Origin of the sequence: Thermococcus sp. 101 C5 (assembly GCF_009372125.1) — an archaeon.
GTDB classification, from domain to species: Archaea; Methanobacteriota_B; Thermococci; order Thermococcales; family Thermococcaceae; genus Thermococcus_A; species Thermococcus_A bergensis.
Genome location: NZ_WHIZ01000029.1, coordinates 1 through 23,211 on the forward strand (window position 1 = coordinate 1; position 23,211 = coordinate 23,211).

Consider the following 23,211-nt stretch of genomic DNA (forward strand, 5'->3'; position numbering starts at 1 on the left):
GTAATGTGTTATGGTCTGAAAATCCTCCTCAGAGTCAAATACTGTTTAAATAACAGGGGGTGAAACTAAACACGCCCTGTAACATTAACTCGTTTTGGCGTATGCATCACCGAAAGTGTTATATATGATTCATAAAAGATTATATACCAAAAAATATTTAACACATGTAAAATAATAGTACTGGGGTGGGAGTATGGTTCGTGTTGTGATACTAGGTCAAGGATACGTAGGGAGCATTTTTGCTCTTGGAGTCGAGAGGATAAAAACAGGGGAGCTTGGCTACTATGGAATTCCTCTCCAGAACGAGCTCCCAATAAAAGTTGAGGACATAGAAATCGTTGGAAGCTACGATGTTGATAAAAACAAAATAGGAAAGTCTCTATATGAGGTAGTGAAGAGCTACTGGGATGATAAAATCCCGGAGACCCTCAAGAGCGTAATTGTAAGAAAAGGAATTCATCTTAAAAGCCTGAGAAACCTACCTATAGAGGCCGAAGGGCTTGAAGACAGCATGACACTCAAAGAAGCCGTTGAAAAGCTTGTTGAAGAATGGAAAGAACTTGATGTTGATGTGATAGTAAACGTTTGTACCACAGAGGCTTTTGTTCCGTTTGGAAATAAAGAGGAGCTTGTAAAGGCTATTGAAAACGACGAGAGGGAAAGATTAACTGCGACTCAAGTTTATGCTTATGCTGCCGCTCTGTATGCAAAGGAAAGAGGGGGAGCGGCTTTTGTAAACGCTATCCCTACTCTCATAGCAAACGACCCTGCGTTTGTGGAGCTTGCTAAAGAGAACAACTTGGTCATTTTTGGTGACGACGGAGCTACAGGAGCAACTCCATTAACAGCTGACATCCTGTCTCATCTAGCTCAAAGAAACAGATACGTGAGGGATATAGCTCAGTTCAATATCGGTGGTAACACAGATTTCTTGGCTTTAACAGATAAAGAGAGAAACAAGAGCAAGGAGTTCACTAAGTCAAGTGTAGTTAAAGACCTCCTCGGCTATGAGGCGCCCCACTACATCAAACCAACGGGGTTCCTTGAGCCGCTTGGAGACAAAAAGTTCATTGCTATGCACATTGAGTACGTCAGCTTCAATGGAGCAGTGGATGAGCTTGTGATAACTGGAAGAATTAACGATAGCCCAGCTTTGGCAGGATTGCTGGTTGATTTAGTGAGATTGGGCAAAATAGCAATAGAGAAGAAGGAGTTCGGAACCGTCTATGAGGTCAACGCTTTCTACATGAAGAACCCCGGACCACAAGAGAAAGGCAACATCCCAAGGATAATAGCCCATGAAAAGATGAGAATGTGGGCGGGGCTAAAGCCAAAGTGGCTCTAGCTCTTTAGCTTTTCTTTTAATATCCTCTTTGCAACTTCAAGCACTTCCTCTGGAGTTTTCTTAAAGCCTCCACCTCTTGCTAGGATTTCACTTCCGCCTCCACCGCCACCAACTTCTCTGAGCACCTCTTTGAGGAGTTCATTCATGGAGATGCCTTTCGTGTCTTTGTTCTTTGCAAAAATCGCGTAATTTTTCCCAACTGCCAAGACCATCGTGTTGGGGTTTTTATCCACAAGGTGCACAATAAACGCTTGTGCGTCTTTCATGTCCATTGACTCAATGTAAGAGATTACTTTTATTCCGTCAATCTCATCAGCATTGGAAAGCAGTGCCTTGCCTTTCCACTCCCAAAGCTCTCTCCTCAGTTCAACTTTTTCTTTTTCAGCGTTTTCGAGCTCTTGTTTTAGCTCTTCAATTCTATCGGTTAGAGGCCTGTTCTTATTAGGCATCTTATCTAGGCTTTCCCAGTAATCCTGCAGGAGCCTGTCCAGATATATTAGCGCCCTATATCCACATGCAAATTCTATACGCCAGATGTTTTTGGTTTTTCTGTAGAAGTTAAGGACTTTTATGAAGCCAACCTCTCCAGTATTTTTTACGTGAGTTCCTCCACAGGGAATTAGATCAACGTCTCCTATTTTCACCACCCGGATTTTTCCCGATATATCCTTGGGTAGGGATTTTCTAAGAGCCGATCTTACCTCTTCGGGAAGCTCCTCATATTCTTCAACCTCTACTGGAATGTTTGCCCAAACGACTTCATTGGCCTCAAGCTCTGCAGCAAGGATGTGTTCCCAAGTTAATTCCTCATCAAAATTGATCTCAATCTTGTTGTATTCCGGGAATATCTGGAATCCAGTAGTATCGCTGTTGTACATCCTCTTCAAGATTGCAGAAAGAATGTGCTGACCGGTATGCTGTCTCATGTTTTCATATCTCCATTCCCAGTCAAGCTCAAGCTTTACTTCCTCTCCTTTCTCTGGGATCCTCCCTTTGAGCGTCCCTTCATGCCAGATTTCATTTTTTCCCTCAACCTTTTCAACTTCAATTCTAAAGCCGTTTCCTTTTATCACACCTCTGTCACTGGGTTGTCCGCCGCCTTCAGGATAAAATATCGTCCTATCAAGCAGCACTCTGGCTTTATTCTCTTTAACCTCAATGTCCATTATCTTTGCAGAAGCTTCCCTTAGATAGGGGTCGGTATAGAACAACTTGAGCGTCACATTTCTCACCAGAGAAGAATCTCAATAAAAAGATAAAAAGCTAACTAAGGTTGAGCTTTGGCTTCGAGGATTGCCTTAACTCTCTTCAACCTGAAGAAGTTTTCCCTCTCCATCTCATCAAGATGCTGGCTTATGTATTTCACAGTTTCTTTCATTCTTGGGATGATGATATATTCTAAGGCGTTGACCCTTCTTTTTGTCTTTTCAATCTCTCTGGCAAGCCTCTTTAGCGTTTCTTCAACTTCTGCCAGCCTTATCGCCAGCTCAAGAACCTCTTCAAATTTTTCCGATGCGACATCAACTTTGGAGGAACTTGAAACAAACGCATAACCTCTCTCGCTGGGATCTCTCTTAAACCCCTCCGCCTCAATTAGGGGCACGGGTACTCCCATAATGTTCCTTCTTTTAATATCTATTTCTTTATTTGGTCTTACGCTAAGGGCTATCTCGCTGAGTCTGACAATTCCCATGTCTATCTCAGCCAATCTAAGCTGCTCAAACGCTTCTGCTATTTTCTGGTTGAGCTCTCTTCTCAGTGCTAGGGCTTCATCGTATATGGTGAAGAATTCCATAATAAGGGCATCCTGCTTTTCCTTGAGAATTTTATGTCCTTTTTCAGCCAGCTTTATTCTTCTCTTTAGTCTCAAAAGCTCCATTCTGGTTGGCTTGACCTTTAGTATCTTTGCCATTCAGCTCACCTCAAAATAAAGAAGTTAAGAGGAGTGCCTGTATTTTGGATGGTACTTCTCTATGTACTTCCTCTCTACTCTCTTGAGCTCTGACTCTGGCAGTATTGACAGGAGATCCCATCCAAGGTCTAGGGTTTCAAAGATTCCTCTGTCTTCATCGTATCCCTGGGCGACGAACTCTCTCTCGAACCTGTCTGCGAATTGAAGGTACTTTCTATCGGTCTCGCTCAGAGCTTCTTCACCCACAACCGCTACGAGGTCTCTAAGACTTCTACCTTCCGCATAAGCCGCATAGAGCTGCTGGCTTAGCTGGGAGTGGTCTTCTCTTGTTCTTCCTTTTCCGATACCGTCCTTCATCAATCTGCTAAGGCTTGGAAGGACGTCAATTGGTGGGTAAATACCTTTTCTATGAAGGTCTCTGCTCAAAACTATCTGTCCCTCGGTGATATATCCCGTAAGGTCCGGAATTGGGTGGGTAATGTCATCGTCAGGCATCGTGAGTATTGGCATCTGGGTTATGCTTCCCTTTCTTCCCCTGACTCTACCGGCTCTCTCATAAATAGTTGCAAGGTCAGTGTACATGTAACCCGGATAACCTCTTCTTCCGGGGACTTCCTCTCTTGCCGCTGAAATTTCACGCAGGGCTTCTGCATAGTTGGTCATATCCGTTAAGATAACCAGAACCTGCATGTCATAGTCAAAAGCTAGATATTCAGCAACGGTAAGGGCCATTCTCGGGGTGATGATACGCTCAATTGCTGGATCATCTGCGAGGTTAAGGAAGAGGACTGCTCTCTCAATTGCTCCAGTCTCTTCAAAGCTCTTTTTGAAGAAGTTTGCCTCTTCATAGGTGATACCCATTGCTGCAAATACCACAGCGAACTGCTCTTCCTCACCCAAGACCTTCGCCTGTCTTGCAATCTGGGCGGCGAGCATGTTGTGGGGCAAACCGCTACCGCTGAATATGGGAAGCTTTTGACCCCTAACCAGAGTGTTCATTCCATCTATTGCCGAGATACCGGTTTGAATGAAGTCCCTTGGATAAGCTCTTGCTACAGGGTTCAACGGGGCTCCGTGGACATCTCTTCTATCCTCTGGGATTATCTCTGGGCCACCGTCTATTGGCTCACCAATACCGTTGAATATTCTTCCAAGCATGTCCATTGACACTGGAACCTTGAGAGTCTCTCCTGTGAATCTAACCCTTGTTGTTTTGACATCGAGGTCTCTTGTTCCCTCGAAAACCTGGACGATTGCCAAGTCTTCTCTCGCTTCCAAGACTTGTCCTTTTCTTTTCTCTCCGCCTTCGACTTCTATTTCTACAACTTCACCATAGGCTACCCCTTTAACGCCCTGAACTATCATCAAAGGACCGTAAATCTTGCTTATTGTGGAGTATTCCATCCCGGGCATCTTTATCACTCCCCGTATTTCTTAAAGAGCTCCTCAAATTGTTCTTCTGTCTTCTTCATTAGTGAAGCTATTTCTTCAACGTCTGGGATGTACTTCATTCTTCCTATCTCCTCTCTAACAGGGAGCTTTGCGATTTCCTCCACTGGAATTCCGGCGTCTATGGCTCTCATGGTATGGTGGTAGAAGTTGAGTATGACTCTCATCATTGTTATTTGCTTCTTTGGAGAGCAGTATGTATCAACCTCGTGGAAGGCATCCTGCTGGAGGTAATCCTCTCTAATCATTCTTGCCACAAGGAGGATAGCCCTTTCTCTCTCTGGCAGTGCATCTGGACCAACTATTCTAACTATTTCCTCAAGCTCCGATTCCTTCTGCAGGAGTGCCATTGCCTCATCTCTCATCGCTTTCCATTCTGGGTCAACGTTTTTGTGCCACCAGTCTTTTATGGAGTCCACATAGAGGGAATAGCTCGTAAGCCAGTTAATTGCCGGGAAGTGCCTCCTTCTTGCCAGATCAGCATCAAGCGCCCAGAATACCTTAACCACTCTAAGGGTGTTCTGTACGACAGGATCGCTCAGGTCACCACCTGGTGGAGAAACAGCTCCAATAACGCTTACGCTTCCAATTCTGTCGTCACTTCCCAATGTCTTTACTCTTCCAGCCCTTTCGTAAAATTCAGCTATCTTCGAAGCGAGATAAGCTGGGTAACCCTCTTCACCGGGCATTTCCTCAAGTCTTCCTGAGATTTCTCTCAAAGCTTCGGCCCATCTTGAAGTTGAATCTGCCATTAAAGCTACGTTATAACCCATATCTCTGAAATACTCTGCTATTGTAATTCCCGTATAAATAGAGGCTTCTCTAGCAGCAACGGGCATGTTTGAGGTGTTTGCTATGAGAACGGTCCTCTCCATTAATGGCTTGCCTGTTCTCGGGTCTTTCAGCTTGGGGAACTCTTCAAGAACATCCGTCATCTCGTTTCCTCTCTCGCCACAACCAATGTATACTACAACTTCAGCATCACTCCACTTGGCTAATTGGTGCTGTGTTACTGTATTGTGAAGCAATGTTGGCATATTACCTCCAACGAAATTGTGGGTTTCAGTTGTTATATCATACACTTCTTGAGGCTCGGGAATGTATTTAACTTCAACTATTTCATCAAAAAGAATGTGCTTGAGGTGATTTTCGGCTACCTCTTCAAGACCTACAAGCTTGGCAAACTTCCTGAAAGTCTCGTACGTCATGTTTTCCCCGTTTAAGTAGTTGTGAATCTCAATTCCCTCCCCCTTTAGTTCACTATACGGTCTCCCTAATGCTTTGTATATACTTTCAACTTCAACTGGAACTATGTCAATGTTCGTGTACCCTCTTGTTTCCCTTTTAATTCCCAACTTTTCGAGGTTAGTCTTTCCGCTTATGGCAATTCTGTAGTACTCCTTACCTTTTATCTGCTTTTTCCTGAACGTTGCATATATTCCAAGCTTTGCGAGCAGATAGCTCAGTCCGTAAGCTCCTTCTTCAGATGCTGTTGTTATTTCAATTTCGCCTTTTCCTTCGTGATAGTAACCGTCACAGACAATGTATGCGTTTATGAACGCCTTAACTACGCTAGGCGGTGAAAGTAGAAGCTCTCTAGGAGCTTTCCAGTTTCTAGCCTTCTTACTTTCTGGGACTCCCAGCTTTCTGAAAAAGTCAACTAAAGGCTTGCTGTGGATTAGCAATGCTTTGACCGTCCTTTCCTGAACTATCTTACCCTTAATTCCAAAGAGCTTTGTGGAAAGGAAGTTTGCTCTCTTAAGCAGAGATTCGTCATTGTTGTAAATCGCAACAGTCCTTGGCTTCAACGTGCCATCGGCCATCAGATATCCAAGGAACTCTGCAAGATCCTCATCAAGAACCTCCGGAACTTTAATTTTTCTGCTCTTTCTGAAGTCTGGAGATGTTGTGAGTTTAACGTACTCACCGCCGTCTATTTTCTTCACGACAGCTATTTTGTCACCTGGCTTTATACGCATGGCCATTACTTCCTCAAGGGCAAGGCCATCTTTCGTTACTCTGCCCGTAAACAGCTTGTGAATTGGGGTAACCTTTATCTTCCTTCCTGTTCTCGTTCTGATCTCAATCATTCCAGAGGAGATTCCCTTGTAGATGTGGGTAGCTTTAATCTCCACTATCTTACCGTTTCTGTAGCCATAGACAGTTACTGGCGTCTCGAGTTCAGTCCATTCTTCATTTCCTTCAACAGTTTTTCTTCCCTTTCCGTCGAGCTTTTCATAGAGTTCCTTTATTTTGACTAAGCCAAACTCCTTAGTAAGCACTAAAGTATCCCCATCCACACATTTTCCACTTCCAAATGGTCCCGGAATTGCAGCGGTTCCTCCTTTTGCCTGTGGGAAGAAAGTATCGATGGTTCTCTGACCGGTAATCAACGGAATCTCCGGCGGAAGCTTCTCTTTGTATGGTCTTTTAACTCTGACGGGCCATCTTTGGTACATCTTAAGCTCCTTTATCTCTCCATCCGGAGTTTTAACCTTTGCAATAACTTCTTCTATCGTGTATTCTCCTTCTTCAGCAATCTCTACAATCTCACCCTCAATTCCGGGTGGAACCATTATTTTGTGCTCTATAATGCTCGTTTCGGGGACAACACCAATTATGTCTCCGCTGACGACTTTATCGCCTACCTTTACCTTTGGTGTGAAGTGCCACTTTTTGTCCCTCGGCAATGCTGGAGCTGTAATTCCTCTTCCAATAAAGTCTCCGCTTTTCTCTCTCAAGATTTCGAGAGGTCTCTGTATTCCATCATAGATTGAAGTTAGCAGCCCGGGGCCAAGCTCAACGCTCAAAGAGGCTCCAGTTCCGACAACGGGTTCGCCGGGCTTAACACCTGCAGTTTCCTCATAAACCTGAATAACAGCCTTGTCTCCTTCCAGTCTAATTATCTCTCCAATAAGCCCAAGTTCCCCAACTCTAACGACCTCATACATTCTCGAGCCTCTCATTTCATCAGCTACGACCAGTGGTCCGGTAACTCTAATTATCCTTCCCATGTTTTTCACCTCTTTATCTCTACACCTATGGCTTTTCTAACGATTTCCCTCAATTGTTCCTCACCATAGAGTGACCCATACTTATCAGGAATTTGAAGGATTATCGGGAACGTCACATCAGGAATTTCGATTTTTTGAGCTAGCCGTTCAGTTATCAGAATTACACCAATATCTTCCCTTTCTACGAGCTCTTTTAACTTGTTTTTTGCTCTTTCTAACTCCTGAATAGTTTCTTCAAACGAATACGCCTCGTGAACTCCTGCAAGCCTAAAGCCAAGTGTGGTATCCTTATCTCCAAGAACCACTATTTTCATGGCAGCTCACCTACTACTCTCTTTATGATTTCTGGCTTTGCCCCGTCCTCTATTAGCTTTGTTACGGCTTTGAGCTTCCGTATTTCGCTTTCTTTTTGGAGGATGTAGTTCAATGGCACTGCAATGCTTAGAGGATAGAACCTCGTCAGCTCCGCCATTCTTTGAAGTATGTACCTATCAAATGCCTTTTCAAATGCCGAAATATCCTCCAGTATCTCTTCTCTGTGCTCCCTTATTATCCCCGAGTACTCTGTGGAGTCTAACTCTGCCAGAACCATCTCGACATCTTCCATGTTTGCAAGAGCTTCGAGAGTCTTTCTCTTGACCTTACCACCGGGTATCAGAGAATCTCTAAGCTTATCTGCCCCTAGCCCATGAGCTTTTCCCCTAAGTATCGTGCTTAGGTTTATCTTGTCGATTTTTAGCTTCACAAACTCCTGCAAAATTTTCTTTTCCTCATCTTTTCTTGTGGCTGCATATTTGGAGAGCTTCAGATAGTGGTTTTTGTAAAGTTCTGTTTCAAACTCCTCTGGTGTTATCTCCTTCAATAGAAGCTTTTGATAGGGTTCCTCATACTCTGTGCCTTCCAGTATAACGAGTATTTCTTCGAGGCTCTTTGCGTCGGCAATGGCCTTCACTTTTTCAACCATTGTGCCAATTTCGCTTATGTAATCCCTAGCTACTTCTCCCCTTAGCTTTGCTTTAACAGAAGAAGTTATGTTCCTAACGTCCCATTCTTCAAGCAGGAGCTTAAAGAACTCTCTGCTTCTCTTAGGGAGAATCTTATAGAAGAGCTCATATGTATCAGCAAGAGCCCTGTCAAGAGCCCTGTCTATGCTTTCGGAGTTCAAAACCGGAAGAGAGGTTAAGTATGGTTTGTAATCGCTGTCCTCAAGGTTCATGATAAAGTTGTTTAGAGTTTTTGATTCCGCTAACTCGTTGAACTTCTGCTCTGTGAAAAGCCTCGCCTCCATTGCTCTGATTCTGGCGTTTGGGTATGAATATGGAGTGTACTTCCACAAAATTTGTCCTGTTTTGTAGGCTACCCATGTAAATATGACCGCCAGACTGGTGTCAAGAATTGCTGTTATGGTGCTTACTTCCACTTTCCTCACCCAAACAGGGTTTTTGCTATTCTAGAGCGGAGATCACTTTGGAATCTCTCCATCCTTGCTTCAAACGTGTTATCTATTCTTATGCTTCCGTCGGAGTTGTATATTACTACTCCCCCTATGGTCTCTATCGGTGTTCCTATGCCTATTTCAATGTCCTTTCCGAGCCTCTCTTTTGCCTCCTTCTTAATGTCGTCCAAGTGTTTTTCCAGCAAAGCGAGAGTTTCTTTGTTTGAAGCAACGACAACTTTTTCTTCTCCAAGTTCTCTGATTCCCTGGATTATCAAATCTTTGAGAACTTCAAGGTACTCCCCTTCTGGTATTGAAGTTAATCTGTCTTTTAGTGCCTTTAAAACCTCATTAATGAGCTCTTCCTGAAGTGCAAGCTTCTTCCTTCTAACTTCAAGCTTGGCATTGGCGATTATTCTCTGCTTCTCAAGCTCTGCCTGTGTTTGAGCTTTTCTAAGTATCCATTCGGCTTTGGCCTTTGCTCTTTTTTCGGCCTCTTTTCTAAGCTCTTCTGCAGTCTTTTCTGCCTCTTCTAGGATGTACTTTATTTTCAGCTCTGCCTCCCTGTTGATCTCTTCGATAATTAGCTTTGCTCCTTCCATTGAGGATTCCTCCTGGTAATAATAGGGAGAAGGCTCAGAAGCCAACTCCCGTAATTATGAGGATCAAAGCCCCAACGAGACCAAAGATTGCCATTGTCTCGGCCATAGCGGCAAATATAATCGCTTGGGTAAAGGTCTTGGGGTTCTTTGAAACTGCTCCAATTCCGGCTGAAGCTATTATACCCTGGGGAATTGCTGAGAGACCGGTTAATCCAACGGTTAGACCTGCTCCCAAAAGAATGGCTGCTTTAATGATGTTTTCTGTGGTAGTTTCGGCGAACTTAAATCCTCCTCCAAGTATACCTGACACGAGAGCAATTAGGAACAGGGTTATTAACCCATAGATACTCTGAGTCATTGGGAGACCTTGTAATAATAGTGCATTTCTAAAGTTCTTTTCATCCTCTGCAACTGCTCCTGCTGCTGCAGCTCCAGCAATTCCAACACCAAATGAAGAGGCTGCTCCAGCTATACCTGCCGCAAGTGCGGCACCCAATGCAACGTAAACTATTGGCTCCATTTTCCTTACACCTCCTAAATCTCTAATTCAAGCTCAGATACTTCTCTTTTAGCTTTAAAGGGTTCAAACCTCTTACCATCTCCTGAATAAAATGTTCCAAAAAATTCAACATAATGCAAACGTAAAGCGTGAACAAACGCTCCAAGAGCGTTTATTGCAGTTGAAAAGATGTGTCCCCCGACAAACACTACAAGACCGATCACTATGCCCAAAGGCACCGGACCTATTTTAATACCCCATATCATTGCCACTATTATGTTTATTACCATCGCTATTCCTGCCGTTGCCAATGCTAATGCCATTAGCCTAGCGTAGCTCAGCCAGTTACCGATGAAGCCAAAGAAGTCTGAGATTGTCATCAATAGTCTCATAAGGACTGGAAGGTCACTCTTGAACTCTGAGATTACGAAGAGAGCAACACCCGGCACTAAAAAGACCTCTCCCAGTAGGGTACTCGTGAATCCTGCCATTGAAAGCGCAAGGAATACCACCCCCAAAATTATGAGCATCCATGGAAGCTGCTCTAACACTGCGCTAACGGTTTCTTTGTTCTTTACTTTAACTATGAATCCCAATGTATAACCGATAAAGAGGTGAAGCAGTCCAATTGCCAATGCCAGTCCCAGGACAATCAATGCTTCCCTCATTGGATCCAACATTGCTGGCACGTTGATTCCTGCTCTCTGGAAAGCATCTCCAAAGTAGCTGCCAAAGAGGACTCCCAGCACCATAGTGAAGAGAGCACTCCAGAGAAGAATATTGGAGAACCTGTAAACACCGTCGTTGAGCTTTTTGTGTCCCATTATAAGCAGCGCAGCGACTATTGCTATTATTAGCCCATACATAAAGTCCGTCAACATGAAGCCAAAGAAAAACGAATACGTGAAAGCCAGTATTGGTGTTGGATCAAGTTCATTGTATTTTGGAACACCGAACATTTCGGTCAGCATTTCGAAGGGCTCAATGAATTTAGGATTCTTCAGTTTTACAGGTATTTCATCGAGCTCCTCTGGTGTTGGTGGCCTTATATTTACGTAGATTTTGCCGTGAGATATTTTGTTAAGGCCTTCAACGATTTTAGGAACATATTTTTTCGGCAGCCACCCAGTAAGAGCAAAAGTCATGTTTGTTCTTACTAAATTGCTTAACATGTTTGCTTTGTCCCTTTCATTCTCCATGAGTTCTTGGTAGAAGACCAACTCATCGTGATACTTTTCAGCGAGAGATTTTGCCTCTTTTTCTGCTGCTTCCAGTTCCTTATTGAGCCGTGCGATTTCTTCTTGAAGCTCTGCTATAGCCTCTTTTGGCTTTCCTCTTACTTCAGGGACTTCAATTCTTTCAAATGAGTACTTCGCAAGAATTGGATTGGCTTTGTCGTAGTCTCTATTCAACAGGGCAACTACAACAAAAACTTTTCCCTTTAAATCTCTCGAAACATAAGCTATTCTGTTATCGAGAGCTTTTTTTAGTTCTTCAATTAGAGGCAAAAACTTGTCTTTTTCAACAAACCCCACAACTATTTCAACGCTTTTCGTAGGTTTGAGGTATTCTATCTCAATGTCCAATGCTGAGAGCAATTCTAAGGTTTCTATTTCCGTTTTTAGCCTTTCTATTTCAGTATTTAAAGAAGATATCTTGCTCTCAATGTTTTTTATTTCCGGCTCGGCATTTTCGAGAAAGCTCTCGATTTCCTTTATCAGGTTCTCGATTCCTCTGTATTTGTATTTTCTCTTTGGTTTTAATTCTGGAAAAATGAATCCTTTAATGCCGCCTTGTTCCTGTTTTTTATATAATTTCAAAAACTCTATAAGGCGGGAAAGACTAATGGTATATGACGCAGCTTTCCTATAGAACTCATTTGGAGCGTCTTTCTGGGCAACATCTACATCAATTTCCCGAATCTCTAGGACGCCTTGCTCATGGAGATAAGTCAAGATAGAATCCTTATATCTGTTTAGACTCAACACTTCTATCTTGACCATCTCTTCTGGCTTGAACATTTTTCATCTACCTCTAATGAGCTTTATTGCCTCTTCAATTGCCTGTTCGAAGTTTTGTGTTGCCTTAATCCTTATCTCCTCAAGCTCTTTTTCGCCCTCTTCAGAAATCTTTTTTGCTTCCTGCTCACCTTCCAATCTTTTTGCTTCGATAAGAGAATTCGCCTGCTCTTGGGCTTCTTTTAGTATTTCTTCCTCAATTTTTTTGGCTTCTTCTTTTGCACGGTTTATTATCATCTTTGCTTCTTCTTTTGCTTTTTCAATCCTCTCTTCGGCTTTTTTTTCAGCATCCACAATTTCTTTAATGATTGTCTCCATGAGAAGCCCTCCAATGAATTTAATGAAAGTAACCAGTACAAAGGAGTGTTAAGTGGATACTTTAAATAATTTATGCTCAAAGGTGCACAAAATAGAACAGAAAAAGGTGAAAATTTTTGTATAAATGATAAAACAATAAAAAGGATTCATAGATTAGTTTTGAACATACTTCAAGTCTGGTCTTTACTGTTTTTCTTCTGTTCAAAGATCTTTTTGATTTCGTTTAGGACTGAGTTTTTAGCAAAAACAACCACTTCGCCCTTTTTAGGCAGTTTCGTATCTCCTGAGGGGATTATTAGGTTGCCCTTTTCGTCATATATTGCCACTATAAGGGAGTCCTTTGGTAAGTTCAAGTCTTTCACTGCTTTTTCTGAAATTTCGCTGTCGTCCTCCAAATAGAACTTAACGAGCTCTGCCCCTTCTCTGGGGAATAAAACCCTATCGAACCCTGGAGTTGTCAGACTCCTAAATATGTAGTTAGCTGCTATTTCTTCGGGGCTTATAACTACATCAAAGTACTTTTTCAGGTCCTCAACTTTCTCGAAGATTTCCTTATTTTTTGGTTTGCTTATCCTGAGGACGGTCTTTATTTCGGGATTTAGGTGCTTTGCAAGAATGCAGGCTAATATGTTTGCGTCATCTCTTCCAGTTAATGCTGCAAAAGCGTCTGCTTGCTTCACGTTAGCCTCTTCTAAGGTCTTGTGGTCTGTTGCATCTCCTTCGATTACCAGGCCGTTAACAAGGAAGGAGAGCTCTTTGGCTCTCTCCTTGTCTATGTCAATTATTGTGACGTCGTGCCCTTCGTTTTCCAGCATTTTAGCTACGAGGTATCCAACCCTCCCGGCACCCATTATTACAATGAACATTTGTCTCACCTCTCTTCATTGAGGAGAGCCTTGGCTATCTCGGCGTAGGCTGGTCTTGTTATTAGTATCCCAATGAGTACTCCAAGTATCGTGGTGAATGCGAAGCCTCTCAAGCCTCCTACGAAAAACTTGAATAAAAAGCTCATTGCAACTATTGTGGTTGTTGCTGATGCCCAGATAACAAAGAACGCCCTGCCCATCCTCTTCAGTACTCCGCTCCTCTTCGTGATCTTTTCTTTTTTAGCTCCTCCCAGGAGTTCATCTGTTATGACTATTTGCTGGTCAACTCCCGTACCTATAGCTGCTATTATACCGGCTATACTTGGCAGGTCGAGGTTCCATCTTATCAGTGCAGCAACTCCCAAAATTGCAATAACTTCGCTTAGACTTGTAAGTACCACTGGAATAGCAATTCTTGCCTTTCTGTAGTGAAGATATACTATCAATCCAACCACAAGCAAAGCCACTATTCCAGCCTGCACTACCTGTTTTCTGAACTGCTCTCCCAAGGTGGGAGGAATGTAGTTAACTCCCTCTACAAAAACTTTTACTGGAAGTGATCCACTCCTTAACACCACTGAAACGACCTGAGCCTGTCCCATTGCTGCAATGTCTTCTTTAGATCCCCCAATTGAAATCGCTAGTTCAGTATGGGGTTCTCCGGTGGTGAGTCCTTCTTGAAGCCTATATGGCCCATAAAGACCCAGTATTCTCTTAATAAATTCATCTGCAGCCTCTCCAGCCCTTGGCTCTCTCTTTTCAACTTTTATTCCCAAGGCTTTCAGGCTTGATTCTAGCTCTCCATTAACGTCAACAAGGATAATTTTCTCTTTTCCCTGGACAAGCTGGGCTATTTCCTCAACACTTTGGTTTTCGTAAGGAATCACATCGATGTTGAATGCTTCTTTAAGTCTCTGTGGCAGAGGTTTGGCATCAGGTACAAATTTAAATTCATTTGAGTTCATTAGAGTATATATCTCCGGGGAAACTATCAAGGTTGAATTTACGGGTGGGTCAAGAAAGATGTCCACTGGGTATCCCACTTTCCCCAGTGCCAGCTGGGCAAATTTTTCTGCGGCTTCTTTGGATATTGAAAACGGAACAATCCAAGCTCCCTCCCTGGGCTCGTAGCTTACCTGGTCAACCCTCTTTATGTCAGCCCCAGTTGCAAATATAACACCATCGAATTCAGCGTAGAAAACACCCTGACGGTTTATGGTGTCTATAATGCTGCTTGCTTCCTCTTCTGTGACGTTGGCAACTCTTATTTTAATTATCTGATCTCCCCATGGCTCTAACGTGATGTCTTTAACTCCAAGAGTGTTCAATCTATTCTCAAGTGAAATCCTAACCTCTTCCATAGTTGCCTCATCGACAGGTTTTTCGAGCTGCACAGTTATCTCAACGCCTCCGCTTATATCCAAACCGTAAGTTATCCCCTGAGCAATTATTGTTAAGATCGACCCCACAATAACGAGGATGAGTAAGAGAACCCTGCCGTTCAAAAGGAGCTTCTTTAGATTCATTTTTTCTCACCCCTTTGTATGTACCATCTTAGCACTCCAGCATTGAGGATCCATGTGTTCATAAAGTCAGCAAGCAATCCAAAAATCAATACAGCTGCTATCATGTCGATAACTTCCGCTTGTGAAATTAACCACAGTGACGCTAAAGCCCCCAGTGTTGTGGTGCTCATTGTGAAGCCTGTAGAGACTGCTGAAAAGTAAGCCTCTTCAACGGTGTCTTCTTTCCTCCTCAGGAGCTTGGTAGTAAGGAGTATGTTGCTGTCTACGGAATAGCCTATAAGCATTAGAAGGGCAGCTATTGTAGCCTGGGTTAGTTCCAAACCAAAGATGCTCATCAAGGCGAGTGCTATCACCATGTCTGAAAGAGCCGAGAAGATTACACTCAAAGATGGTACCGGAACCCTAAAGAACAGGAACACAACGATGGCCATTCCGAGAAATGCCAGAGAAATAGCTTTTAGACTCTGCTCTTGGGCAGTTTTTGATAAACTGGGCCCAAATTGAGTTTGTGAAATTGCTGCATCGGGATATTTTGATTTTATGAGTTCAACTATTCTCTGCACATCTACATCGGCAGGTGCTCGTATTTCTACTTTTGTGTCTCCTGTAATGCTCCTAATTTCTCTCACTGTGACTTCGAAATTTTCTGCCTTTAGTATGTTCTCAACATCTTTTGCGTTAGCGTTTCCTCCATGAATAGTTATAACCACTCCTCCCTCAAGATCTGTTCCGAGTTTCGGAAAATGAACCGCCAATATTAAAAGCGCTGCAAGAAAAACAATTAGCGGATATGTTATCATTTTCTTAGGATTTGCAGTTGCGAGCCGTTTAAGGGTATCTTCGAGCATTTTGTTCACCCCTACAGAATTTTAGTGCACAGTATCGTCTTTTTAGATACTCCACCGTAGCATTTAAAAATCTATTCAATGGCCCGTTCTGCCTACCCGTAAAGTGTGTGTAGGGTGTTAATTTCGTAACGGGTAGGCTTCCCTCCTCCCGTCTTCATCGGAGGGCTTTCGGGGGGAACGGGAACTCCCCACATCTTCAGGGCTTTCAGCAGTCTCCATTCGGGCTTAACTTTCCCCCACATATCGGAGACTGCCACACCATCAAAAAATATGACTCAAAACCATTTAAGCTTTACGGAACCAAAAATATTCAAATGTTCCGGTAGTTATCGTTTAAAGAACAGCCCATAAATAGAACAAGTTTTAAAACCTAAGGTGGACAACTAAAGTAGGTGATGCTCATGGATACCATTGGATATCATTACGTTGTTGAAGCTTCAGGATGCGATCCGGAAGTCCTAAAAGACCCAAACAAAATAAGGGAGATCTTCTTGGAGGCAGCAAAAGTGGGAAACATGGAAGTCAAGGCAAGCTACTTTTTCAGGTTCTCGCCGACAGGAGTCAGCGGAGTTGTTATTGTTGCTGAGAGCCACATATCCGTCCATACATGGCCGGAAGAAGGATACGCGGCGTTAGATGTCTATACATGCGGCGAAAAGGCGGATCCAGAGAAAGCAGTAGATTATATCCTCGAAAAATTCGGAGCTCAATACGCCCACGTTTCAGAAGTAAAGAGAGGAATCAAAGAGGAGGAAGGCACATTCACACACATGATCCTAACATGGGAAGAAAAACTAGATAGAAGAAACGAGGGATAATCACTCCAGCAACTTTTCAAGCTCTATCTTTATTTTCTCTATCTTGTCTTTGATATTCTCGAACTTGATCTTGTAGGTCTCAAGCTCTTCGAGTCTCTGTTTAAGTTCATTGTTCTCTTTTAAAAGCTCGTTGACTTTTCTCTCGAGTTCCTCTTTCTCTTTTCTCCACTCCTCTGCAAGGCCCTCGAACTCTTCAACTTTCTTTTCGAGCTCCAGCTTTTCATGTGTGATTTCGTCGAGCAGTTTCTCTAGTCTGTTAACTTCTTCTTCCTTTGCTTTGAGCTTTTCTTCCAGTTCTTTGACTTTTGCCTCTTCAACTTTCCTGCTCTGTAGCTCCATAATTTTTACTTTAGCTTCTGCAAGCTCTTTTTCAAGTTCCTTCTTTTCTTTCCTGACTCTTTCGAGTTCTGCTTTTGTTTCTTCGAGCTCTCTCTTGAGCTTCTCTATCTCTTCTCTAGCCTTCTCCAGGTTTTCAAGCTCCACTGTCTGTTTCATCTTTTCGAGCTCTTCCTTAACCTTCTCGTATTCCATCTTGAGCTTTTCATACTCCTGCATGAGCTTCTCATATTCCTCCTTGGCAATTACCTCTTTGAGTCCTCCTTTTTCTATCATCTCTATGGTCTTGATAAGCTCATCGAGCTTCCCCTGCTTTATCAGCTCGTAGGTTTCTCTAACCAGTTGCCCAGCCTTGCTTTCACCTTTGAGGTGCTTCCTTATAGTTTGCTCGGTTCTGCCGAGCTCCCTTGCAATCTCGCTTGTTGTCATCCCGGCTTTCTCTCTTGCAATTGCTCCCGCTGCAACGGCTAAGCTGTCAACCCATGTTAGCCTCTCTGCAGGATCTTTGATTAGCTCAATGACCTCGGGTCTAAAGAGCGTTGCAAAGAGGAGGATGCTCTCTAACTGGTGAATTTCCTGTCTTCCAACAGGGTTAAGTGGAATCTCAACTGTCATCGCCTATCACCCCCTTTAAATTTCTACAATTCCTCCTCTCTTCAGGACTTTGTTAGCATAAACCACTATTCCTTTGTCGGTTATCTCAAACGGGTGTCTTCTCATTGAATGGCTTGTACCACGCATCTTCCAGACTATAAGGGAACGTTTGAGCTCTCCATCGATCTCATCAAGGTCGAGTCTTATGATACCGTCAACTCCATGTTCTACTCCAGGCCCACCAAAACCCCTTTCGCCCACGCTTATCTGGCTCACAAAGATGCTTGTACATCCTGTTCCAGCCAGAACCCTCTTGAGCTGGAGGATTATGCTTCTCGCCATAGCCGGTTTGTTTATGTAAAGCGTCGTAACAGAATCAACAACAACCCTCTTAGCGTTGACTTCCTTTATAGCCTGCTTCAATACATCGATGAATTCTCTTATATCGGTTAAGTCGTGTACTATGTACTTCTCATACTCTTTTGACTTCCCTATTCCGGCAGTGAATGCGTCAACCATTGCAAACATTCCCTGCTCCTCGTAGGGTTTGACATCCCATCCAAACTGTGCCATGTTCTGCCTAACCTGAACCGGATGCTCTTCGAGGGCTACGTAAATCCCAGGCTCACCCATTTGTAAGCCATTCCATAAGAATTGCTGGCTGAAAATGGTTTTTCCTGTCCCAGGACCACCGCTAAGTAAAACTACGTTTCTCTCCGGAATTCCCCCATGAAGTATCTCATCCATCCCCGGAATGCCGGTTTTTACTCTCTTGACCATCCTCCCACCCCCTTCTATAAACTACTAGCTGATTTTAGACCTTTTGAGAGAACAGTAATTTTAGTTACCAATAGATATTATATTGCCGAAAATATTTAAAGTTTGCGCTGACCCTCCCCCTCTGAAGGTGGAGGCTTTCAAAAGGAAAGGTAAAGCACGGAAGAAGGTCATTTGTGCCTCCTTATGAACTCACCAACATCCGTTATGTTTTTAATGAACTTCTTTTCGCTCTTTGGGTTTATGAGACCCAATCCGAGAATTATGCCATCTTCATTCAGAATAACCAGCTTTTTGCTCCCCTGCCAGCTGTACTCTTTGACTCCCTCTCTGGGTACATCTTTGCCCGTTGTGAAAAGAAAAGCCGTTTTTGGCTTTAAAATGGCATAATTTTTCGTGATTTCTACAAAATAGAAGAACTCTATGTTTGGATAGAACTTCTCGACGAGATTTTCATCAACCTTTATCGTGCCAACAAACGTTCCAAATGCGTAGGGCTTTATCCTCAAATTTTCTATCTTTTTCCATACTTCTTCGTTTACCGCGTAGACGTCTCTAAACTTTCCCTCGACTATCCCAAAAAACTCGTGCTTCAATTCCCCGAATTTTTCAGATTCCTTCATTATCAAATCAAACTCCCAGGAGGAAGTCCTCCTATACTTGAGTTCCATTGTCTTCACCGTTTAAAAGAGTGTTAAAACTGTCCAAATCTGTTTTTTCAAACTCTTCTTTAAATCTCACACCAAGTTCTGCTATTCTCGCCCTAGTGATAATCTCTTCTCCTTCTCCTATTCCCGGACAGCTTTCATCATAATAGAGCCACAACTTCTGACCCTTGTACTCAAAGGGCTCCTCTTCTTCAACACCAAGGGGTTTGTGAGAGACCATGAAAGGATATATCTGACAGATGATAGGATTATACTCGTGAATTTTACATTTTCCGGTCTCCGGGTCGTGGAAAACACAGCCGAGATCCCATTCCCTGTAGGCTAAAACAAAGCGTATTTTTCCATCTTGCACAGTTAAAAGGATAAAGTCCTGCGGGTCGTGGCCGTGTTTCATTATCCCCTCTATGTCGCGCAAAGTTAGGTAGATAAATCGCCCTCTACAGCAATCGAGGCAGAATTTGCACTCAAATTTGACGTCACCTTTCAATGGTTTTGGTTTAAATCTCACTTTTAATCCCCTATAAAGAGCCTTCGTTGAACTTTTTAAATGTCTCGGAATAGAGATAAGTTGGGCATAACGACCATGTCTTGCCTCTATGTCACAAAATTTATAAAAACATAATTTGGACACAGTTCCGCATGGAAACATTTTAATACCTTTGCAGCAAATAGTCTAGTGATGAACTATTGTGAACAGAGGTGAGGAAAATGTGGGGCAAACTTGAGCACTACTTTGATGAGTATCCAGTCAGAAAACAAATAGCAAAGCTGCTGTTGAAATACGGCCTCAAAGTCTCGGACGACATGAAGATAAAATGCGGAGATATAGAAGTGCCATACACAAAGATAGCCAAGGCCCTCGATATAGACAGAAGAGTTGTCAAAGAAACAGTTGCCATGATATTGAAGGTCCCGGAGCTTAGAGAAATATACACCAACCTTGAGCCTACAGTCCACATGAAATACGTCGGAAGGCATGTTGGATATGGGGTCATAGAAATAGAGCCTGAGCCAAGGGCTATAGGAATACTGGCAAAAGTAGCGTCAAAAATTGCGGAGAAGGGAATAAACATTGTTCAGGTTGTTGCAGAAGACCCAGAGCTTTACCCAGAGGCAACTTTGACCATAATTACTGAGAAGCCTATTCCGGGAGACCTGATAAACGAACTATCAAAGCTTGAAGGTGTTAGGCGCATCTCAATTTATTGAGTTTTTCTCTAATTTTATAATTATTATTTGTTTGAAAATTATTTTGTCGTCCTGATGTACGTATTGGTGTATCATCATAGTACTGCGTGATACTATTTTTCATTGCTCCCTTTTAATTTTTGTACAATTTGGTATATAGTTGTTCTTTTTTGTTAAATTTAGAAAAGCAAACTTGTAGTTATTTAACCATTAGTTTTTAACCTCTTGGTGTTTTGATAAGGTTTATAAACTTCAATATCACAATAAAGGTTAGAAACGTTAGGTGTAAAAAAATTTCAACCTTGACCTGTGGAGGGTTGTTACATGGGAGAAGCAAGCAAGATAAGCCGGTACGTCCATACTGTTTTGGTTTTGTTTATTATCTGGTTGTTTTTAACCAGTAGCCTTGATCCTCAGGAAGTCATCATCGGAGCGATACTGTCATTGGTCATTGGAGCGCTGACATACGAAGTTTTTACAGAGAGAGGTCTAGGAAATCTCAATCCCAAGAGAGTTCTCTACTTCATAGCATACATACCCTACTTCCTCTGGGCAATGGTACTTGCAAATCTCGACGTTGCATACCGTGTTTTACATCCAAAGAGACCCATAAAGCCGGGAATCGTTGAATGCAAAACAGTTCTCACAAATAACACTGGAAAGCTCGCACTTGCCAATTCAATAACTTTGACCCCGGGTACAATTACCCTCGATGTTAAAGGAGATCGCTACTTCATTCACTGGATTGATGTGAAGGATGAGAGCGTAGAAGGAGCTTCTGAAAAGATAACAAAACCTTTTGAAAAATTCCTGAAGGTGATCTTCGAATGATAGAGGTTTATTTGATCCTAATAGCCATTGCCGTTGTTTTGAGCATGTACAGATTTTTCAGAGGACCAACGACAGCAGATAGAATAGTCGCAGTGGACATAATGACTACTCTAACCACCGGACTGATGGTGCTGTTTGCCCTGTACTACAAGAGAGCAATATTTCTCGACGTGGCCTTAGTTTATGCGGTTCTTGCTTTCGTTGGAGTTATAGCTTTCGCCAGATACATGGAGGGAGGTCTATGAGTGTTGCTTCAATAATCGGCCAGGCCCTCGTGCTCTTCGGAACATTCTTCTACGTGCTATCATCTCTGGGCCTTATTAGAATGCCTGATGTTTACAACAGAATGCAAACTGCAACCAAGAGCGCCACCTTGGGTTCTCTTGGTGTCATAGTGGGAACTGGAATATGGGCCGTTGGAGAGCTGGGAAGCTACTCCTGGATTCCAAAGACTTTGATAATTGCGGTATTTCTGCTACTCACGAATCCAATAGCGGCACATGCATTGATTAGAGCAGCATATAAGAGTGGGGTCCCCCTGTGGGAAGGCACTGTTGTGGACAAATACAAGGAAGCAGAGGGGTCTTTGGAACGAGTGAACGAAATAGAAGAGAAGTTAGAGGAAGCTTCACAGGAGGTTGAGACGAATGAGTGACTGGGTTGCCATTTTTATAGCTGCTCTTATGGTGATCTCCGCAATCTTTGCAGTTGAATGGAGAGACCTTTTAGCGGCAGTAGTTGGAATGGCTGCAGTAAGCCTGTTTGCCTCAATAGCGTTCTTCTTCCTCCAAGCACCGGATGTAGCGATGGTAGAGGCAGCTATAGGTGCTGCTTTGAGCGCCGCGGTTTTCATCCTTGCAATAAAGAGAACCGAGAGATACGAGAGTGAGGAAGAAAGCACAGGATGGTGGGTGAGATGGTGAAGCGGATCCTTGCCATAGTTTTCATATTGATAATAGGGCTTTGGATGGCAAAAGCCCTCGATCAAGTTCCCTTTGGCGAAGATAGAATGCTCGTGGGCAAATACTACCTTGAGCATGTTAAGGAAGAAACCGGTGCTGTGAACGCTGTAACAGCTGTGGTTGTTAACTACAGAGGTTTTGATACCTTGGGAGAGGTTACGGTGCTCTTCATAGCATCTACCGGCGTTGCAGCTCTTCTATGGAGGAATAGGAGGAAGAGAACCGCAAAAACAGAAGGAAGCGTTGTTTTAACAACCGGTGCAAGGCTGCTTTTGCCGTTCATAATGCTCTTTGGAGCTTACATCTTTATCCACGGACACCTGACCCCGGGTGGAGGATTCCCAGGTGGAGCAACAATCGCAACAGCGTTCTTGTTCCTATACTTGGCATTCACGGTCTACGAAATAGACCACAGAATCTTTGAACCGTTCTGCCTACCAGTAAAGTGCGTGTAGGGTGTTAATTTCGTAACGGGTAGGCTTCCCTCCTCCCGTCTTCATCGGAGGGCTTTCGGGGGGAACGGAGACTCCCCACATCTTCAGGGCTTTCAAGCGAATATTCCACGAGCCAACCACATCCCTATCAGCCTCAAAACCACAATTCGAGCACTTTAAAACCCTGTGCCCATTCGGGACTAGCTTCCCCCCACATATCGGACACAGGGATGAAGAGTAAGCAGGATCAACAAAAACGACACTCACACCCTTTAACTTGGCTTTATACTCGATAATGGATTGAAGCTTTCTAAAACTCCACCTGTGCAAGCGACCATTCAACTCAGCAGAGTATCTGACTGAGTCTCTAATATTAGTCAAATCCTCAAGGGCAATACAACCATAATTCTCTGCCAGTTCAACAATCTTGGTTGCTAACTTGTGATACAAGTCATTTAGTCTGTTCCTTTCTCTTTCGCCATACTTTTCCAAAAGCTCTTTTCTCTTTTTACCCGTTTTTAGCTTCTTCTGAATTCTCCTCCTCTTCAAGAAATAACCCGTTCTAATTTCCCTCTCGTGAGTAATGATCTGGATAAAGTTCCCATCTGGAAGGCTGAGGGTTACATTGTTCTCGTTCAAGTCCACACCAACGACGGCTTTTGACTCTCTGACTTCAACTTCCTTTGAGAACACCACGTGGAGAAAAACTCCTTTTGGATTTTTAACCAGCCAGGCTTGTCCTATTTTCCACTCCCTAAACTTCTCGTGGTA

26 protein-coding genes and 1 pseudogene are annotated in these 23,211 nt (G+C 43.1%); 8 read left to right on the forward strand and 19 right to left on the reverse strand.

Features of this window, described 5'->3' with window-relative positions; all coding sequences use genetic code 11:
- Positions 1-193 precede the first annotated feature (193 nt).
- Positions 194-1,345: an inositol-3-phosphate synthase gene (locus tag GBV73_RS05690; protein ID WP_152879954.1), complete on the forward strand. Its 1,152-nt coding sequence runs from the start codon at positions 194-196 to the stop codon at positions 1,343-1,345.
- Here GBV73_RS05690 and GBV73_RS05695 read toward each other — a convergent pair.
- From GBV73_RS05695 to GBV73_RS11150, 14 genes are all read right to left on the reverse strand, one after another.
- Positions 1,342-2,568: a DHHA1 domain-containing protein gene (locus GBV73_RS05695; RefSeq protein WP_371717026.1), complete on the reverse strand. Its 1,227-nt coding sequence runs from the start codon at positions 2,566-2,568 to the stop codon at positions 1,342-1,344. The two genes, GBV73_RS05690 and GBV73_RS05695, sit on opposite strands and share 4 nt — an antisense overlap.
- Positions 2,569-2,612: 44 nt before the next feature.
- The gene (locus GBV73_RS05700) at positions 2,613-3,257 is read right to left on the reverse strand and encodes a V-type ATP synthase subunit D (protein WP_042697109.1); all 645 of its coding nucleotides are present in this window, start codon (positions 3,255-3,257) and stop codon (positions 2,613-2,615) included.
- A gap of 24 nt (positions 3,258-3,281) precedes the next feature.
- Positions 3,282-4,670 (reverse strand): ATP synthase subunit B, encoded by a 1,389-nt coding sequence (locus GBV73_RS05705; RefSeq protein WP_042697111.1) that lies wholly within the window; start codon positions 4,668-4,670, stop codon positions 3,282-3,284.
- 5 nt (positions 4,671-4,675) lie between these two features.
- On the reverse strand, positions 4,676-7,720 hold the full coding sequence (locus tag GBV73_RS05710) for a V-type ATP synthase subunit A (protein WP_152879955.1): 3,045 nt from the start codon (positions 7,718-7,720) through the stop codon (positions 4,676-4,678).
- Positions 7,721-7,725: 5 nt separating this feature from the next.
- Complete coding sequence (locus GBV73_RS05715) at positions 7,726-8,034, reverse strand: V-type ATP synthase subunit F (protein ID WP_004066677.1); 309 nt, start codon at positions 8,032-8,034, stop codon at positions 7,726-7,728.
- A complete protein-coding gene (locus tag GBV73_RS05720; protein ID WP_371717027.1) occupies positions 8,031-9,140 on the reverse strand; it encodes a V-type ATP synthase subunit C in 1,110 nt (369 codons plus the stop codon). The genes GBV73_RS05715 and GBV73_RS05720 overlap by 4 nt, the downstream gene beginning before the upstream one ends.
- Positions 9,141-9,145: 5 nt before the next feature.
- The gene (locus GBV73_RS05725) at positions 9,146-9,757 is read right to left on the reverse strand and encodes a V-type ATP synthase subunit E (RefSeq protein ID WP_042697117.1); all 612 of its coding nucleotides are present in this window, start codon (positions 9,755-9,757) and stop codon (positions 9,146-9,148) included.
- 34 nt (positions 9,758-9,791) lie between these two features.
- Entirely contained in the window at positions 9,792-10,277 is a 486-nt protein-coding gene (locus tag GBV73_RS05730) for a V-type ATP synthase subunit K (RefSeq protein ID WP_152879957.1), read from the reverse strand.
- Between the two features lie 14 nt (positions 10,278-10,291).
- A complete protein-coding gene (locus GBV73_RS05735) occupies positions 10,292-12,277 on the reverse strand; it encodes a V-type ATP synthase subunit I (RefSeq protein WP_152879959.1) in 1,986 nt (661 codons plus the stop codon).
- A 3-nt stretch (positions 12,278-12,280) separates the two neighbouring features.
- Entirely contained in the window at positions 12,281-12,592 is a 312-nt protein-coding gene (locus GBV73_RS05740; protein WP_042697124.1) for a V-type ATP synthase subunit H, read from the reverse strand.
- Between the two features lie 170 nt (positions 12,593-12,762).
- Positions 12,763-13,458 carry a TrkA family potassium uptake protein gene (locus GBV73_RS05745; protein ID WP_152879961.1) on the reverse strand — a complete coding sequence of 232 codons (696 nt, stop codon included), beginning with the start codon at positions 13,456-13,458 and terminating at the stop codon, positions 12,763-12,765.
- Positions 13,459-13,463: 5 nt separating this feature from the next.
- Positions 13,464-14,984, reverse strand: coding sequence for a preprotein translocase subunit SecD (locus GBV73_RS05750; protein ID WP_152879963.1), 1,521 nt, complete (start codon positions 14,982-14,984; stop codon positions 13,464-13,466).
- Positions 14,981-15,832 carry a protein translocase subunit SecF gene (locus tag GBV73_RS05755; RefSeq protein ID WP_152879965.1) on the reverse strand — a complete coding sequence of 284 codons (852 nt, stop codon included), beginning with the start codon at positions 15,830-15,832 and terminating at the stop codon, positions 14,981-14,983. Before GBV73_RS05755 ends, GBV73_RS05750 begins: the two co-directional genes overlap by 4 nt.
- Before the next feature lie 92 nt (positions 15,833-15,924).
- Positions 15,925-16,089, reverse strand: coding sequence for a hypothetical protein (locus GBV73_RS11150; protein WP_172967207.1), 165 nt, complete (start codon positions 16,087-16,089; stop codon positions 15,925-15,927).
- Between the two features lie 144 nt (positions 16,090-16,233).
- Here GBV73_RS11150 and speD point away from each other — a divergent pair, with 144 nt between their 5' ends.
- Positions 16,234-16,650: an adenosylmethionine decarboxylase gene (gene speD / locus GBV73_RS05760; RefSeq protein WP_042697136.1), complete on the forward strand. Its 417-nt coding sequence runs from the start codon at positions 16,234-16,236 to the stop codon at positions 16,648-16,650.
- Here speD and GBV73_RS05765 read toward each other — a convergent pair whose 3' ends face one another.
- The 4 genes from GBV73_RS05765 to GBV73_RS05780 all read right to left on the reverse strand — a co-directional run bounded on the left by GBV73_RS05765 (position 16,651) and on the right by GBV73_RS05780 (position 19,533).
- A complete protein-coding gene (locus tag GBV73_RS05765) occupies positions 16,651-17,601 on the reverse strand; it encodes a transcriptional regulator (RefSeq protein ID WP_042697138.1) in 951 nt (316 codons plus the stop codon).
- 15 nt (positions 17,602-17,616) lie between these two features.
- Positions 17,617-18,360: a KaiC domain-containing protein gene (locus tag GBV73_RS05770; protein ID WP_152879967.1), complete on the reverse strand. Its 744-nt coding sequence runs from the start codon at positions 18,358-18,360 to the stop codon at positions 17,617-17,619.
- A 167-nt stretch (positions 18,361-18,527) separates the two neighbouring features.
- A complete protein-coding gene (locus GBV73_RS05775; RefSeq protein ID WP_042697143.1) occupies positions 18,528-19,028 on the reverse strand; it encodes a PUA domain-containing protein in 501 nt (166 codons plus the stop codon).
- Positions 19,012-19,533 (reverse strand): YkgJ family cysteine cluster protein, encoded by a 522-nt coding sequence (locus GBV73_RS05780; protein ID WP_371717029.1) that lies wholly within the window; start codon positions 19,531-19,533, stop codon positions 19,012-19,014. The genes GBV73_RS05775 and GBV73_RS05780 overlap by 17 nt, the downstream gene beginning before the upstream one ends.
- 200 nt (positions 19,534-19,733) lie before the next feature.
- Between GBV73_RS05780 and GBV73_RS05785 the strand changes: the two genes are divergently transcribed.
- The 6 genes and pseudogenes from GBV73_RS05785 to mbhE all read left to right on the forward strand — a co-directional run.
- Entirely contained in the window at positions 19,734-20,234 is a 501-nt protein-coding gene (locus GBV73_RS05785; RefSeq protein WP_152879971.1) for a regulator, read from the forward strand.
- 303 nt (positions 20,235-20,537) lie between these two features.
- Positions 20,538-21,044 (forward strand): Na+/H+ antiporter subunit E, encoded by a 507-nt coding sequence (locus GBV73_RS05790; RefSeq protein ID WP_152879972.1) that lies wholly within the window; start codon positions 20,538-20,540, stop codon positions 21,042-21,044.
- A complete protein-coding gene (locus tag GBV73_RS05795; RefSeq protein ID WP_152879974.1) occupies positions 21,041-21,289 on the forward strand; it encodes a monovalent cation/H+ antiporter complex subunit F in 249 nt (82 codons plus the stop codon). Before GBV73_RS05790 ends, GBV73_RS05795 begins: the two co-directional genes overlap by 4 nt.
- The gene (gene mnhG, locus GBV73_RS05800; RefSeq protein ID WP_152879975.1) at positions 21,286-21,699 is read left to right on the forward strand and encodes a monovalent cation/H(+) antiporter subunit G; all 414 of its coding nucleotides are present in this window, start codon (positions 21,286-21,288) and stop codon (positions 21,697-21,699) included. The genes GBV73_RS05795 and mnhG overlap by 4 nt, the downstream gene beginning before the upstream one ends.
- Positions 21,692-21,967: a DUF4040 domain-containing protein gene (locus GBV73_RS05805; protein ID WP_042697155.1), complete on the forward strand. Its 276-nt coding sequence runs from the start codon at positions 21,692-21,694 to the stop codon at positions 21,965-21,967. The genes mnhG and GBV73_RS05805 overlap by 8 nt, the downstream gene beginning before the upstream one ends.
- Positions 21,961-22,431: pseudogene (gene mbhE / locus GBV73_RS05810) on the forward strand (hydrogen gas-evolving membrane-bound hydrogenase subunit E); the annotation flags it as partial. The gene GBV73_RS05805 and the pseudogene mbhE, both read left to right, overlap by 7 nt.
- A 9-nt stretch (positions 22,432-22,440) precedes the next feature.
- On the opposite strand, the gene GBV73_RS05815 reads toward mbhE, so the two are convergent.
- Positions 22,441-23,211 (reverse strand): RNA-guided endonuclease TnpB family protein (locus GBV73_RS05815; protein ID WP_152879977.1); only part of this gene is annotated, 771 nt, incomplete at its 5' end.

Bases quoted from the DNA above. Each gene is read 5' to 3' on its own strand.
- GBV73_RS05690 (WP_152879954.1), top strand. From the start codon at position 194: ATGGTTCGTGTTGTGATACTAGGTCAAGGATACGTAGGGAGCATTTTT.
- GBV73_RS05700 (WP_042697109.1), bottom strand. From the start codon at position 3,257: ATGGCAAAGATACTAAAGGTCAAGCCAACCAGAATGGAGCTTTTGAGA.
- GBV73_RS05705 (WP_042697111.1), bottom strand. From the start codon at position 4,670: ATGCCCGGGATGGAATACTCCACAATAAGCAAGATTTACGGTCCTTTG.
- GBV73_RS05710 (WP_152879955.1), bottom strand. From the start codon at position 7,720: ATGGGAAGGATAATTAGAGTTACCGGACCACTGGTCGTAGCTGATGAA.
- GBV73_RS05715 (WP_004066677.1), bottom strand. From the start codon at position 8,034: ATGAAAATAGTGGTTCTTGGAGATAAGGATACCACACTTGGCTTTAGG.
- GBV73_RS05725 (WP_042697117.1), bottom strand. From the start codon at position 9,757: ATGGAAGGAGCAAAGCTAATTATCGAAGAGATCAACAGGGAGGCAGAG.
- GBV73_RS05730 (WP_152879957.1), bottom strand. From the start codon at position 10,277: ATGGAGCCAATAGTTTACGTTGCATTGGGTGCCGCACTTGCGGCAGGT.
- GBV73_RS05735 (WP_152879959.1), bottom strand. From the start codon at position 12,277: ATGTTCAAGCCAGAAGAGATGGTCAAGATAGAAGTGTTGAGTCTAAAC.
- GBV73_RS05740 (WP_042697124.1), bottom strand. From the start codon at position 12,592: ATGGAGACAATCATTAAAGAAATTGTGGATGCTGAAAAAAAAGCCGAA.
- GBV73_RS05745 (WP_152879961.1), bottom strand. From the start codon at position 13,458: ATGTTCATTGTAATAATGGGTGCCGGGAGGGTTGGATACCTCGTAGCT.
- GBV73_RS05750 (WP_152879963.1), bottom strand. From the start codon at position 14,984: ATGAATCTAAAGAAGCTCCTTTTGAACGGCAGGGTTCTCTTACTCATC.
- GBV73_RS05755 (WP_152879965.1), bottom strand. From the start codon at position 15,832: ATGCTCGAAGATACCCTTAAACGGCTCGCAACTGCAAATCCTAAGAAA.
- speD (WP_042697136.1), top strand. From the start codon at position 16,234: ATGGATACCATTGGATATCATTACGTTGTTGAAGCTTCAGGATGCGAT.
- GBV73_RS05765 (WP_042697138.1), bottom strand. From the start codon at position 17,601: ATGACAGTTGAGATTCCACTTAACCCTGTTGGAAGACAGGAAATTCAC.
- GBV73_RS05770 (WP_152879967.1), bottom strand. From the start codon at position 18,360: ATGGTCAAGAGAGTAAAAACCGGCATTCCGGGGATGGATGAGATACTT.
- GBV73_RS05775 (WP_042697143.1), bottom strand. From the start codon at position 19,028: ATGGAACTCAAGTATAGGAGGACTTCCTCCTGGGAGTTTGATTTGATA.
- GBV73_RS05785 (WP_152879971.1), top strand. From the start codon at position 19,734: ATGTGGGGCAAACTTGAGCACTACTTTGATGAGTATCCAGTCAGAAAA.
- GBV73_RS05790 (WP_152879972.1), top strand. From the start codon at position 20,538: ATGGGAGAAGCAAGCAAGATAAGCCGGTACGTCCATACTGTTTTGGTT.
- GBV73_RS05795 (WP_152879974.1), top strand. From the start codon at position 21,041: ATGATAGAGGTTTATTTGATCCTAATAGCCATTGCCGTTGTTTTGAGC.
- mnhG (WP_152879975.1), top strand. From the start codon at position 21,286: ATGAGTGTTGCTTCAATAATCGGCCAGGCCCTCGTGCTCTTCGGAACA.
- GBV73_RS05805 (WP_042697155.1), top strand. From the start codon at position 21,692: ATGAGTGACTGGGTTGCCATTTTTATAGCTGCTCTTATGGTGATCTCC.